Origin of the sequence: Burkholderia sp. lig30 (genome assembly GCF_000687455.2) — a bacterium.
Lineage (GTDB): Bacteria > Pseudomonadota > Gammaproteobacteria > Burkholderiales > Burkholderiaceae > Burkholderia.
Genome location: NZ_JGVW01000109.1, coordinates 25181 through 37358, shown reverse-complemented (window position 1 = coordinate 37358; position 12178 = coordinate 25181). Strand labels below are relative to the sequence as shown.

The 12178-nt window shown below is 65.3% G+C and carries 12 protein-coding genes and 1 pseudogene; 4 read left to right on the top strand and 9 right to left on the bottom strand.

Annotated elements, in window-relative coordinates; all coding sequences use genetic code 11:
• Nucleotides 1-68 precede the first annotated feature (68 nt).
• Both LIG30_RS21670 and LIG30_RS25615 read left to right on the top strand, forming a co-directional pair.
• A complete protein-coding gene (locus tag LIG30_RS21670) occupies nt 69-521 on the top strand; it encodes a hypothetical protein (RefSeq protein ID WP_038715338.1) in 453 nt (150 codons plus the stop codon).
• A 52-nt stretch (nt 522-573) separates the two neighbouring features.
• Nucleotides 574-815, top strand: a pseudogene (locus LIG30_RS25615) (IS256 family transposase); the annotation flags it as partial.
• Nucleotides 816-836: 21 nt separating this feature from the next.
• Here the strand turns inward: LIG30_RS25615 and LIG30_RS21665 are convergent.
• From LIG30_RS21665 to LIG30_RS21630, 8 genes are all read right to left on the bottom strand, one after another.
• Nucleotides 837-1928 carry an iron-containing redox enzyme family protein gene (locus LIG30_RS21665; RefSeq protein ID WP_152986183.1) on the bottom strand — a complete coding sequence of 364 codons (1092 nt, stop codon included), beginning with the start codon at nt 1926-1928 and terminating at the stop codon, nt 837-839.
• A 135-nt stretch (nt 1929-2063) separates the two neighbouring features.
• The gene (locus LIG30_RS21660; RefSeq protein WP_038715336.1) at nt 2064-2630 is read right to left on the bottom strand and encodes a TetR/AcrR family transcriptional regulator; all 567 of its coding nucleotides are present in this window, start codon (nt 2628-2630) and stop codon (nt 2064-2066) included.
• Nucleotides 2631-3099: 469 nt separating this feature from the next.
• Nucleotides 3100-3363 carry a hypothetical protein gene (locus tag LIG30_RS21655; protein ID WP_038715334.1) on the bottom strand — a complete coding sequence of 88 codons (264 nt, stop codon included), beginning with the start codon at nt 3361-3363 and terminating at the stop codon, nt 3100-3102.
• On the bottom strand, nt 3353-4102 hold the full coding sequence (locus LIG30_RS21650) for a DNA/RNA non-specific endonuclease (RefSeq protein WP_038715332.1): 750 nt from the start codon (nt 4100-4102) through the stop codon (nt 3353-3355). The genes LIG30_RS21655 and LIG30_RS21650 overlap by 11 nt, the downstream gene beginning before the upstream one ends.
• A gap of 140 nt (nt 4103-4242) precedes the next feature.
• Complete coding sequence (locus LIG30_RS21645; protein ID WP_038715416.1) at nt 4243-4920, bottom strand: DUF2894 domain-containing protein; 678 nt, start codon at nt 4918-4920, stop codon at nt 4243-4245.
• Nucleotides 4913-5560, bottom strand: a complete 648-nt coding sequence (locus tag LIG30_RS21640; protein ID WP_038715330.1) for an OmpA family protein — start codon at nt 5558-5560, stop codon at nt 4913-4915. Before LIG30_RS21640 ends, LIG30_RS21645 begins: the two co-directional genes overlap by 8 nt.
• Before the next feature lie 4 nt (nt 5561-5564).
• Nucleotides 5565-8240 carry a DUF802 domain-containing protein gene (locus LIG30_RS21635; protein ID WP_038715329.1) on the bottom strand — a complete coding sequence of 892 codons (2676 nt, stop codon included), beginning with the start codon at nt 8238-8240 and terminating at the stop codon, nt 5565-5567.
• A 10-nt stretch (nt 8241-8250) separates the two neighbouring features.
• Nucleotides 8251-9210: a DUF3348 domain-containing protein gene (locus LIG30_RS21630; RefSeq protein ID WP_235510357.1), complete on the bottom strand. Its 960-nt coding sequence runs from the start codon at nt 9208-9210 to the stop codon at nt 8251-8253.
• A 76-nt stretch (nt 9211-9286) separates the two neighbouring features.
• Between LIG30_RS21630 and LIG30_RS21625 the strand changes: the two genes are divergently transcribed.
• Nucleotides 9287-9991 (top strand): YceH family protein, encoded by a 705-nt coding sequence (locus LIG30_RS21625; protein ID WP_038715325.1) that lies wholly within the window; start codon nt 9287-9289, stop codon nt 9989-9991.
• A gap of 134 nt (nt 9992-10125) precedes the next feature.
• Nucleotides 10126-11256 (top strand): 3-deoxy-7-phosphoheptulonate synthase, encoded by a 1131-nt coding sequence (locus tag LIG30_RS21620; RefSeq protein ID WP_038715324.1) that lies wholly within the window; start codon nt 10126-10128, stop codon nt 11254-11256.
• A gap of 18 nt (nt 11257-11274) precedes the next feature.
• Here the strand turns inward: LIG30_RS21620 and LIG30_RS21615 are convergent, their stop codons facing one another.
• The gene (locus LIG30_RS21615) at nt 11275-12006 is read right to left on the bottom strand and encodes a YoaK family protein (protein WP_038715322.1); all 732 of its coding nucleotides are present in this window, start codon (nt 12004-12006) and stop codon (nt 11275-11277) included.
• Nucleotides 12007-12178 lie beyond the last annotated feature (172 nt).

Below are 12178 nucleotides of genomic sequence, written 5' to 3'. Positions count from 1 at the left end.
CTCAAGGATTCCTGCATACCTGCCGTAATCGCGAGAACTGACTTCACCGTGGCCCGCCCGCTATCCACATGAAACCCTTGCTTACAGCCGGACGAACGAAACGCGATCTTTTGCCCTTGCCGTCCGCCGATCGCGACCGTATCTCGCTGGAATGCTACGGGGCGCTTTGTACGCTCCGATCCGGACTAGGTACGCCGGACACGATCGCGGCGCTGACGAACTGTCTCGTGACGGTCCATTTCATGATGGCGGCTGGTGTGGGCGCCGCGCCGGAGAGCCGATCGGTATTCGCCGCGGCGCAGGAAGCGATCAACGAATGCGATCCGGTTGCGATCGCGGCAGGACAGTGCGGGGCTGCAAAGCCGGAAGCCGCAGACGCGATCGGCGCGTTGATCGCGCTGTACGAGCGCCAGCTGCGCGTCGCGCCGCGCGCGGTCGTGGCTGAGGTGGTGGGCCGGGTGGCGGCGTATTGGGGCGCCGCCGGGGGCGCCTCGGGCTCGCCTCAGCGTATGGCGGCGTGAGCCGGGTCGTGTGAAGGTCAAGGCCCGGCCAGATCGAAAGCCGTACGGCCATGTGCCACGCAAACGTAACGTAGAAACGACGGTAGAGCTGGCATGGGATTGACTGGACCCGGAGCTGATCAAGGCGCTGGTGCCCGGGACATTGGACTGGGCGGCGATCAACGAGCAACTTGCCGCGCACAGGAAAGTAATCTCTGAGCGCGCGCCGGGCGGCGGGCCAACACGTCATCTCGGCTACGAGAAGGGAAAGCCAAGCCGGCGGGCAGCACGAATCACCGCAGCGGTAACCCCAGGTTCGGCTTGCTGGCCGTTATATCAGCCCGTTACCGCGCGGAGTTTGTGCAGCAGCTGATCGTAATAGCTTTGGCAACTGGACATCCGCAACATGGCGCCGAGCGTGATTTCCGTGCCCACATGCGGCGCTCGCCGGACGATCGGTGCGATCACATTGTCCAGCCATCCATCGCCGTGAACGATGTCGATCTCGACGTGTTCGGAATAGTACGCAGGCACGGGCATGCCGAGGCGACGGCATCCGGCAACGAGCTTGGTATAGGAGGCGGGATCGATGAGTTCCGTTGCGGCCATCAGGCCCAGTGCCTTGTGCTGATGCTTGCGTCCGACGCACAGCGCCACAAACAGATTGTGCCCCGCCAGGCCTTCCCAGGCCAGGCTCAACCCGTATCGCCATTGAGCGGACACGGCATGCCTGGCGAGAATTTCCTCGAACATCGCCACATGGGCTGATTGCGGATCGCCGCGCCCTGCTTCATCCCAGAGGTTTTGCGCGAGTTCGGCCTTGGCGGTGCCGTGGCTGCCGACGAGACAAAATGCCAGGAGATCGAAAAAGCGCGTATTGAGCTGGGCGTCGCTTTCGAAGAACACGGCGAGCTGAGCGGACGTCGCTTCCTGCTCCAGAAAATCGAACAACGGATGCTGCGCGCCCGGATGCTCGAGGCAAATCTTCTTCAGATCGCCGATGAAATTATTTTGCGACAGGATGGGCGGTGAAAGTTGCGCTTTCTCACGTTCGAGCCACCAATCCTGGAGCCGTTCGCGAAGCCAGACCACGACCGGGTCGAACTGAAAAAATGCGCGACGATCGTTTGCTCCGGCAAAGTGAACCTGCTGAAGCAGAAACAGCGCGTAATGAATATCCAGCATTGTTTCAGAACAATGCTGATCCGTGAGTTTGCGAAGTTGCGCTTCTACGACGTTCTGAATCGCGGAAAGAGACTCGATGATCGTGCTGACCGACTCGCCACGATGCGGCTTGTCGAACAACGACTTCACCGCATGGGTCAGCGGCATCGGACTGCCGGCCGCCGGTGAGGCGGCCGGACTCATTCGCGCGAAAACATGACCGTTGTGTGGATTGCCGTCAAGCGCAACTTCAACTTCGTACACGTCTTTTTTTCCTTATTGGATTTTGGCCGTCGATTAGCCTTGCGCAAGGCTATCGAGTTTCGGAATGGCTTGGACGATATTTATACAGAACGGTCTGTCTTCAGTCAAGTTCATCAAGAATGCCGGCCGCCGCGGTTATGCGTCGATGCCGTTCGCCTGAAGCAGCATTCGGGCAATCGACCACGCCTCGTCTGCGGCATGACGGTTTCCGAGAACCTGCGCGTTAACGATGGCACCGTCGAGCAAAATGACGCATCGCGCGGCAAATTTTTGCGCCTGATCAGTCGGCATGACGTCCGTCGCCAACTGACCGATGAATTCGACGAGGCTGCGCTTCTGTTTCGTCGCTACGGCCACGATATCCACATCCAGGTCGTGATATTCGGCGGTCGCCGCAATGAACATGCAACCCGTGAAGTCGCTGTCCTTGAACCACTGCGTGTGCCATTCGAACACCGCGCGAATTCTTGCCATTGCAGAGCGCTTTGGCTTAACAAAATTCGCAAGCGAAGTAAACGCATCTTCCGCCCGACGTTCGAGTACCGCGATCATCATGTCCTTCTTCGATGGGAAGTACTTATAGAAGGTCATCTTTGAAACAGCGGATTCCTCAATGATCCGGTCGACGCCAACGGCATGGTATCCGTTGCACGCGAAGAGTCTGGTCGCCGCAATGAGGATGCTCTCTTTTTTTTCGCTCATGGCCTTTGCTATGCCTGTTGGGTCTTGACGGGCGCTATTCTACATTTCGCGGTCGGGCATAGGATTGTCGGGACCATCGTGTTTCTGCCGTTGGCAGATTTTCATGTGCTGCCGTCGTCGTACGGAGAGATCGGGGGGCATTCTGGCCCTTGGTCTTGTTCATGCGACGTTCATGTACGTGCTTTTGTACGGGGCATTTCAGCGAGCGAAGATCTAGAGTATCGTTGTCCTAAGCTTCGTCTGCCCGCTGGTCGCCGTGATAGTAGGTTTTCTGGCCTACGGCAAGACACTCAGCATGCTTCAGCCCGGTGGCGCGATTCTCATCGTCACGGCAGCGAGCGCCTACGCGTCCGGACGCTCCATGCGTTGTCTCGTCAAACGACAGGCAGGGCGCCCTCTTCAGCGCCCGCGTACCGCGGATATGAATTTCGAGCCTCGCTTCACATCCGCGGTGTCTGCCTTCAACCCGTCACGCAAACGGATTCTTGACCGTCCCCGTCGGCGCGGGCGGCTCCTCGCTGATATGCTCCGGAAGCGAAGGATCATGCTGAAGCGCTTCGACGATGCTCGTGATCGCGTGCTGCAGCGCAAGCGCCGCCTCGAGCCCGACCTTGTCGCGCGTGACCTCCAGCGTCCCTGAAAGCACCACACGCTCCAGGTCGTTCGTCACGGTGAAATCGTCGCCGTGGATATTCAGGATGCAAGAATCATCCGCAAACGCCTTAAACTCCATTCAGACCTCCAATACGGGTATCTTTCAACGATTCCGGAATGCCGGGGAAGCGCAATCCGCTTTGCGCCTCGAGCTCATGCACGGTCGCAACGTCATAGTGGTTGGCGGCCGTGTTGTTCACCACGATCGCAAACGCGAGCCGCTTCTCCGGAACATAGACTACCTTGAAAATCTGGGTCGGGACGATCACGCCCGTTTCCCCGATCGTCTGCAGATCGGCCCCTTTGAACATCGGCCCCGTGACGACGTAAGTGTCCTCGGCGTTCATGCCGATGCGACGAACGGCTTCCTCGATATGCGCCCACAGACGGCGATTGTTGGTCGGGTTCTGCGGGATCATGTTCGCGAGCGAAAAGGACTCGGCCATCGCCTGATCGTTCCAGCGGTCGCCCGCCGGGCTCATGTGTCCTCGATCATAGCCGCTCTTGCGGTAGTCCGAGAGCCGTGCGCCCTCGCCGTCGGGCAGGCGGCGTTCTTCGAAAAAGCGATTGGTGCGGACTTCGCCCTTGGCGGCGGCCAGGTGATCGCGCGTCAGGTGTTCCGCGGACCACAGCGGGCCATGCGTGATTCCCGAATGCAGCACCTCGAAATCCGAATAGCAAAGTAGACGCGCTTTCGCGGCCATCTTGGCATTGACCAGAACGGGCGGCTCGCCTTGCGGGCTGAACTGGGAACAGTTGTCTGATGCGAATGCGTGCGTCGCGAGTGCCAACAGCACGCCTGCGAAATATTTCCGCATGGATTGGGCATTGAGTGGATGGGCGCCAGAGTATACGGGAGGCGATGCTCCGCTGTCGCGCGCGCCATGCGATTTTGGGGGTGTCGCCCCGGCCGGTCGAAAGCGGCTGACGACACCGACGCGCAAGCCCGGCGAGCGGGCTAACGCGCCTTGCTCCGCGTCACCTTCCTGCCGCTCTTCGCGCGAGGCCCATCCTTCCCCGCCGCGACGTCGCCGTTGCCGTTGCCGAATTGCTCGAGCCACGACAAGGTATCCACATACGACAGGAACTGCTTGAGATACTCGGGCGACAGCTCCCGCATCAGGGACAGCGACCGATGCACGAGGCTGCTCGAATTGAGCGGGCCGGCATTCCTCGGCGCCTGACCGAGCGACTGGCGAAGCTGCTTTTCCGCACGGACCCTCGACCAGGTTTCCCTGAAGTAATCGAGCATCTCCGGTTCGGGCGACGGTGCGGTCCCGGGCGCGGCCTGACTCACGCGGACGCTCCCGCCTGTCGGCGCACGGCTCGTGATGTAATCGACGAGTCCCGAGAGCGCGCCGCGGGCAGGCTGATCCGCCGGCAACGCCATACCGTCCGCATCGCGAACACGGCCCTCAACCTCGCCCGCGGCGTCGGCGCGCGCGATATCCGCCGCATAGTTCGCCATCAACCTGGACAGCCGCTCATCGAGAATGCGCCGCGCCTCGCCGCCGTGACCGGCCGCGCGCCGATCCAGCGCATCGATGAAACGAAACCGGACCGGGTCCATGCGATCGGCGCCGCGTTCGCGCCACGCGTCGATCACGGCCCGCGCGCGTGTCTCGCCGTTACTCACGGCGCCCACCGCTGGAAGCGGTCGATCGCGGAACAGGTGCGATCTCCACGCGCCGGTTCCTGGCTCGCCCTTCGTTATCGGCATTGGAACTCACCGGCTGCTCCGAGCCGAACGCGGCCGCAAATACCGACGCAGCGGGAATGCCCTCGTCGACGAACGCGCGCGTCACCGTCAACGCGCGCTGGGCCGACAGCTCCCAGTTGTCGGCAAAGCGGTGATTGCTCGAGCGCACCTGCTGGTCGTCCGCGAAGCCGCTCACCATCAGGATCTCGTCACGCGCCTTCAGGTAGGCGGACAGCGGTCCCGCCAGGCTCTTCAGCAACGCCCGCCCTTCGGGCTGCAACTGATCGGAGTTCAGCGCGAACAGCACGCTGCCGCTGATGCCGATGCGTCCGTTGACGAGCGTCACCCGTCCCGCCGCCAGCGGCCCCGCCAGCGCCTGCTCCAGCGTCTTGCGCTGCTGCGCTTCCGCCTGCCGCTCTTTGACCGCTTCCTGGAGCCGGGTCGAGAGTTCCAGTTGCGTGCCGATGACGCCGACCAGAATCAGCACGAAGGCGCCCAGCAGCACCGACATCAGGTCGCCGAATGCGGCCCAGATCGGCGCAGTGCTCTCAACGTCGCCGTCGATTTCCTCGCGCATGGGCTTATGCTCCGGCGGATGCCCGCTGGTCGGCGAGCTGTTGCAGGTCTTCGACGATCTGCTTCTGCGACATCATGCTCAGATCGATGACTTCCCGAGCCTGCGCGACGTAGTACGCGAGCTGTTCGTCGCTGCGCGCAAGGGATTTGTCGAGCGCGGCTTCGATGCGCTGCAGTTGGGTCATCAGCATGTCGTTGGACTGGCCGAACGACTGCACGGCCAGCCCGAATGCGTCGCCGAGGCTCGCGACCTCGACGGCGCTCGCGGTGACCTGCGCCGCCACCGCGTCCAGCTTTTCGGTTTCCGCATCGACCTTGTCGTTGAAGCGGGTGCCGACACGATCCAGCAGATCCGCCGACGTCGCGACGAGCGCATCGACCGCGCCTCGCTGCTCGGTGGACGCATGGTTGACCGCGTCGAGCAGGGTCTCCAGCGTTGCCAGCAGGCGGCTGCGCTCGTCCAGCATCGCGGTGTCGCGAACCATGCTGTCGGAGAGCCGCTGGCGCAGCTCGGCGATGACTTCCGCCGCGGCCTTCGGCGCCTCCGATGCCGCTTGCACGAGGCGCGAGATCTCGGTGATCGTATCGCTGGCGTGCGCCTGCGTGTGCGCGGTGATGTCGTGTGCGGTGCGGGCCAGCGCGTCGCAGATTTCCTGCTGGCGCGTGGCGGTGTTCGCGGTCGTCGCTTCCCATTCCTTGCTCAACGTGGCGGCCATCGACGCGACGGTCTCGGTCCACGCGGTCAAGCGCTGCTGGTCGCGCGACGCCAGTTCGGCCTGCAGGTCCGCGTGCGATTGGCGCAGTTCGGCGACGAGCTCGGCGGCGGCCTTCGGCGCTTCCGACGCGGTCTGCACAAGCCGCGAGATCTCGGTGATCGTGTCGCTGGCGTGTGTCTGCGTCTGCGCGGCGATGTCGCGCGCGGTGCGGGCCAGCGCGTCGCAGATTGCCTGCTGGCGCGTGGCGGTGCTCGCGCCCGTCGCTTCCCATTCCTTGCTCAGCGTGGCGGCCATCGACGTGACGGTCTCGGTCCATGCGGTCAAGCGTTGCTGGTCGCGCGATGCCAGTTCCGCCTGCAGGTCTGCGTGCGACTGGCGCAGATCGGCGACGAGCTCGGCGGCGGCCTTCGGCGCTTCCGATGCGGTTTGCACGAGGCGCGAGATCTCGGTGATCGTGTCGCTGGCGTGTGTCTGCGTCTGCGCGGCGATGTCATGTGCGGTCCGGGCCAGCGTGTCGCAGATTGCCTGCTGGCGCGCGGCCGCGTTTGCGCCGATGACTTCCCATTCCTTGTTCAGCGAGGCGGTCATCGAGCCGACCGCCTCGGTCCATGCGGCCAGCCGCTGCTGGTCGCGCGACGCCAGTTCCGCCTGCAGGTCCGCGTGCGACTGACTCACGGTGCGCAGCAGCGATGCGGCGTGCTGTTCGAAGGTCGCCGCGGCTGCCGCGAGCGCGTGCTCGTTGCGGCCCGCCAGTTTGTCGCTGGCTTGCTCTTGCCGCGACAACGCGTCGTTCCACGCGTCCGATACGCCGCGTTCCGCTGCTTCGAGCCGTGCCGAGACGCCCTCGAGCAGGTTGGCCGAGCGTTGCTCGAAGGTTTCGGTGAACCGGTCCAGCGCGGTGCGCAGGTGCCCGGAAAGCGCCTCGCTCGATTGCCGGTGCTCGGCCAGTGCGTCCTTCCAGATGCCCGACACGGTCGTGGTCGTCGCGGCGAAGCCGGTCGACAGTCCGTCGAGCTGCTGCTGCACCGCATGCGTGACCGAATCGTGCAACGCGGCCGTCTCGCGCGAAAGCCCCGCCATCGTGGCTTCCATGACCGGCTGAAGCGCGGCGCCGGCGGCGCGCGCGCTTTCGGCGGCGCTCTCGTTCAACGACTGTCCCACGGACGTCGCGAGGCGGTTGCACGCGGCCTCCGCCTTGTCGAAGAACACTTGCTGGCTGGCGATCTGCCGCGCGTTCGCCGCGATGCTCTGCTGCTCGATCGCCGTCATCATCGTCTGCAGCCGATCGACCAGCGCGGGCATCACGTCGGCCTGCCGCTGCAGCAGCCTGAAGGTTTCTTCGCGTTGATGGCGCTGCGAGTGGCTGCGCAACGTCGTCGCGATCTTCACGTCGAGTTGCTGCGCCGCGTGGAGCCGCTCACGGCGGCACAGCGCGGACAGCAGGCCGAGCATCGCGGAAGTGGCCACGCCCGCGATCGAGGTGCCGAACGCGAACCCGAGCCCCTTGATCGGCGCGGCCAGCGAAGCGCGGATCGCGTTCAGGTCGGTCGCACTTTCCAGCGCGGCGCCGGTTCCCTTGAGGGTGGCGACCATGCCGAGCAGCGTGCCGAGCATGCCCAGCAGCACCAGCAGGCCGACCAGGTAGGGCGTCAGCGCCGGTCCCGGCAGCGCCGCGCGCTCGCCCTCGACGCGCGCGCGCACCGCGCTGCGCAGGCTCGGGTGCAACGGGTCGAGCCACGCGCCGAGCACGGGCGGCGGCTCGGACAGGCCCGCGACGGCGTGCGCAAGCGTGGACGTGGCCTGCCGGTAGCGCCGCAGTTCGAGCGCGCCCGTCACGTAGCACGCGCCAATCAACAGCGTGACGGCCGCAGCGAGCGGGTTCGAGCCGGCATAACCGGCGGCGATCCAGCACACGGCGGCCAGACCAGCCCCAAAAACTACAAGATCAATGCGAAATCTGGACATAGCGTCTTCGTTAGCTGGTGCGAATGGCCGCGAGCAACCCTTCGATCGTTTGAAACCGGACATCGAGCTCGGCGAGCAACACGCTCTGCATATCCTTGCGGAACACGTTCAGCCATGCGCCGGGCGTGACCGGTGCGCCCTCCGGCGCGTCGGCATCCGCGAGCCTCTGCCGTTCGGCGTCGCGCAAGCGCGCGAAGTGCGCGCCGAGCAGCGCGGGCACGCCGGCCAGCAGGCTCCGTTCGCGCGCGCCGAGCACGCGCTCCATCACGGCATCCACGGTCGCGAGCCGCGCCATGCGGGGCGCTCTGGCGGCCAGCATGACCCGCAGGCGGCCGCGCAGATTGCCGATCTCCGTTTCCATCGTCTGCTGCACGGACAGATAGTGCTGACGGAACACCGGGTAATCGTCCGCCGTATCCATCGGCGCCTGCCGTGCGGGCGCATGCGCGCGCGTGCCGCGCCGGTCGGCGGCGGACGCGCTGTCGCCGGTGATCGCATTCCGCAACGAAACGCGAACGCGGGCGCACAGGCTCTCCGCGTCGCCGACCGACGCGTGGGCGACGGCGGCGACGGCCGGCGGATTGCCGCTCAGCACCGTGGACAGCGCGATCGCGTCGGTCCAGCCGAGCCATTGGCTCAACCGGTCCGACAGCGATTGCCTGGGTTCGGAAACGTCGGCGTCCGCAACGCGCGCGATCAGGCGAATGAGGGTCGGGGCACTCAAGGCCGGGCGCTGGGGGGCTTGCACCATACCGCAAGAGTCGAAAAAAGGCAGCAGTTTACACGTCGGCGAGGCCGGGATTGTCAGAACTCGAAAAGGGGCCGGGCAGCGGCGTGTTTCGGCATCGCACGCGCACGCCGTTCCGAGGCGTGCGGTTCGGCCGCCGTGCCGGTCCGGCGGCCTTCCGGCGACGCGCATGCCGGGAGGCACCGGGCGGCGATCATCGCACGCCGCGACACCGGCTATCATATGGGCCATCCGCCGAGCCTCACCGGCAGGCCCGCGATCCGCTCATCGATATACGCAGCACATTGTGCCGTCACACATGAACACTACTCCGGACGCTCCTTCGTACTCATCCATCCGTGCCCTCACCGCGCTCGAGGCCCGCATCCTCGGCGTGCTGGTGGAAAAGCAGCACACGGTTCCGGATACCTATCCGCTTTCGCTCAACGCGCTGACTGCCGGCTGCAACCAGAAGACCGCGCGCGCGCCGGTGATGAACGTCACCGAGGACGAGGTGCTGACCGCGATCGACAGCCTGAAGCATCTTAGCCTCGCGATGGAAGGCAGCAGCAGCCGCGTGCCGCGCTTCGAGCACAACATGACCCGCGTGCTCGGCATTCCGAGCCAGGCGGCGGCGCTGCTGACGATCCTGCTTCTGCGCGGCCCGCAGACCGCCGCGGAGTTGCGACTGAATACGGCGCGCCTGCATGGCTTCGCCGACATCTCGTCGGTCGAGGCGTTTCTGGACGAGCTCGCCGCGCGCCAGCCGTCGCTCGTCGTCAAGCTGCCGCGCGCGGCGGGCGCGCGGGAAAACCGCTGGATGCATCTGCTGTGCGGCGAGGTCGCCGTGAGCGAGGAGGCGGCGGGTGATGCCGATGCGGCGTCGGTTCCGCCCTCCGAGTTCGAAGCGCTGAAAGCCGAGCAGAAGCGGATGGCCGACGAGTTGACCCGGCTTCAGGCGCTCGTCGAGCGCATGGCATCCGAACTGGGTATCCCGGTCGATCAGTTCACGCGCCCGTCCTGATCGCGCGCGTCGTCGCTCGCCGGCGCGTCGCGCCGGCACATCTGACGCCGCTCAGCCTTCCCGCACGGTTCCCGCGCTGCGACGACAACGCGGGTGCCATAATTCGGGTTGTCATGAATGCCCGGGAGGCCCAGATGAAAAACCTCGACAATCCATCACACGATCGCGAGGTAGGCGTCGCCGACGCGACCCAGGACACGACGCGCATCGACGACGTTCGCATCGGCGCGGTCCGTCCGCTCATTTCCCCTGCGCTGCTGCAGGACGAGATGCCGGTGCCGTCCGACGTCCAGACCCTCGTCGAAGCCACGCGCGCGGCGATCGGCGGCATCCTGCACGGCCGGGACGACCGGCTGGTCGTGGTCGTCGGGCCGTGCTCGATCCATGACCACAACCAGGCGCTCGACTATGCGCGGCGCCTCAAGGTGGCGGCCGACGCGCTGAAGGACGACTTGCTGATCGTCATGCGCGTCTATTTCGAAAAACCGCGCACGACGGTCGGCTGGAAGGGCTACATCAACGATCCGCGGCTCGACGGCAGCTTCCGTATCAACGAAGGCCTGCGCTGCGCGCGACAGCTGCTGCTCGACGTCAACGCGCTGGGCTTGCCGGCCGGCACCGAGTTTCTCGACCTGCTGAGCCCGCAATACATCGCGGACCTGATCGCGTGGGGCGCGATCGGCGCGCGCACCACCGAAAGCCAGAGCCACCGCCAGCTCGCGTCGGGCCTGAGCTGCCCGATCGGATTCAAGAACGGTACCGACGGCGGCGTCCAGGTCGCGTCGGACGCGATCATCGCGGCGCGCGCGAGCCACGCGTTCATGGGCATGACCAAGATGGGGATGGCCGCGATCTTCGAGACGCGCGGCAACGACGACGCGCACGTGATCCTGCGCGGCGGCAAGAACGGCCCGAACTACGACGCCGCGAGCATCGAAGCGAGTTGCGCGGTGCTGCGCGCGGCAGGGCTGCGCGAGCAGGTCATGGTCGATTGCTCGCATGCCAATTCGAACAAGTCGCACGAGCGCCAGATCGACGTCGCGCAGGATCTGGCGCGGCAACTGGCGCAGGGCGAGCATCGCATCGTCGGCGTGATGATCGAAAGCAACCTCGAAGCGGGCCGCCAGGATCTCAAGCCGGGCGTGCCGTTGCAGTACGGGGTGTCGATCACCGATGCCTGCCTGAGCTGGCCGCAAACCGAGCCGGTGCTCGACGTGCTCGCCGAGGCGGTGCGCCACCGTCGCGTGTACTCGCGCAACGCGTGAGACGCGGCGATGGCGTCGTCATTTTCCGACGCCATCGCCACCGCCTTCCGTGCGAGGCGACAGGAGGCTGGGGAGGGCGAGCACGATCAGCAGGATGGCGGCGGCAAACAGCAGGCCCGGGCCGATGATCTTGTCTGCGACGACCCCCAGCACGCCGCCCGCGCAAAACGATAGCACCGTGAAGCCATGCAGGCGTAGCCGCTCGATGAGCGTTTTCCTTTCCGGGTGGGCTTCGCCCTGAAGCGTGCGCGCCGCCAGCAGTCCTATTCCTATGCCGATATCCGTCGACATGCCGGACACGTGTGTCGTTCTGACCTGCGCATTCGAAATGCGCGTGACGACCGCGTTCTGAAACCCCATGACGATGCTGAGGCCCAGCACCAGGACCGTACTGTGGTTGTGGTGCAGGATGTCGATGACGCCGAGCAGCGCCAGCATCAACGCTTCGGACAGGATGCTCCACGCGTAGATCCGGTTGATGCCGCGCCGCAGCCCGTAGTCCACCAGCGCCGCCGCGAGCGCGGCGCCGAAAATGAACGCGACCGGCAGCAGCAGGTAGGCGGCGCCCTGGACCATGTCGCCCAACGCGATCTTGTCGGCGCCTGCCGACACGTTGCCCGTCATGTTGGCGGCGAAGAAGCCAAGCGAATAGAACCCGGCGGAGTTCAGTGCGCCGGCGACGAATGCGAGGCTGCACGCCAGGCGGCGATCGAGACTGGCCGAGCGGTTCTGGCCGAAGTGGAGGAGCATGGGCGACGCGCGTTATCGGGACCGTTTCAACAGAGGCGTTCGTCAGTATGCCGCAGGCGCGGAAATCGCAGCGTTGCGATCGGCTCGCGGGGGGCCGGCACCGAATCGGCGTCGTATTCGAGCGGCGCTCCCATACGACTTTGCGTCCGGACCCGCGTGCTACGATGCGCGT

Coding starts and splice junctions, on each gene's coding strand:
- LIG30_RS21635 (WP_038715329.1), bottom strand. CDS start 8,240: ATGTCCAGATTTCGCATTGATCTTGTAGTTTTTGGGGCTGGTCTGGCC.
- LIG30_RS21650 (WP_038715332.1), bottom strand. CDS start 4,102: ATGCGGAAATATTTCGCAGGCGTGCTGTTGGCACTCGCGACGCACGCA.
- LIG30_RS21670 (WP_038715338.1), top strand. CDS start 69: ATGAAACCCTTGCTTACAGCCGGACGAACGAAACGCGATCTTTTGCCC.
- LIG30_RS21620 (WP_038715324.1), top strand. CDS start 10,126: ATGAAAAACCTCGACAATCCATCACACGATCGCGAGGTAGGCGTCGCC.
- LIG30_RS21655 (WP_038715334.1), bottom strand. CDS start 3,363: ATGGAGTTTAAGGCGTTTGCGGATGATTCTTGCATCCTGAATATCCAC.
- LIG30_RS21615 (WP_038715322.1), bottom strand. CDS start 12,006: ATGCTCCTCCACTTCGGCCAGAACCGCTCGGCCAGTCTCGATCGCCGC.
- LIG30_RS21640 (WP_038715330.1), bottom strand. CDS start 5,560: ATGCGCGAGGAAATCGACGGCGACGTTGAGAGCACTGCGCCGATCTGG.
- LIG30_RS21625 (WP_038715325.1), top strand. CDS start 9,287: ATGAACACTACTCCGGACGCTCCTTCGTACTCATCCATCCGTGCCCTC.
- LIG30_RS21660 (WP_038715336.1), bottom strand. CDS start 2,630: ATGAGCGAAAAAAAAGAGAGCATCCTCATTGCGGCGACCAGACTCTTC.
- LIG30_RS21630 (WP_235510357.1), bottom strand. CDS start 9,210: ATGATAGCCGGTGTCGCGGCGTGCGATGATCGCCGCCCGGTGCCTCCC.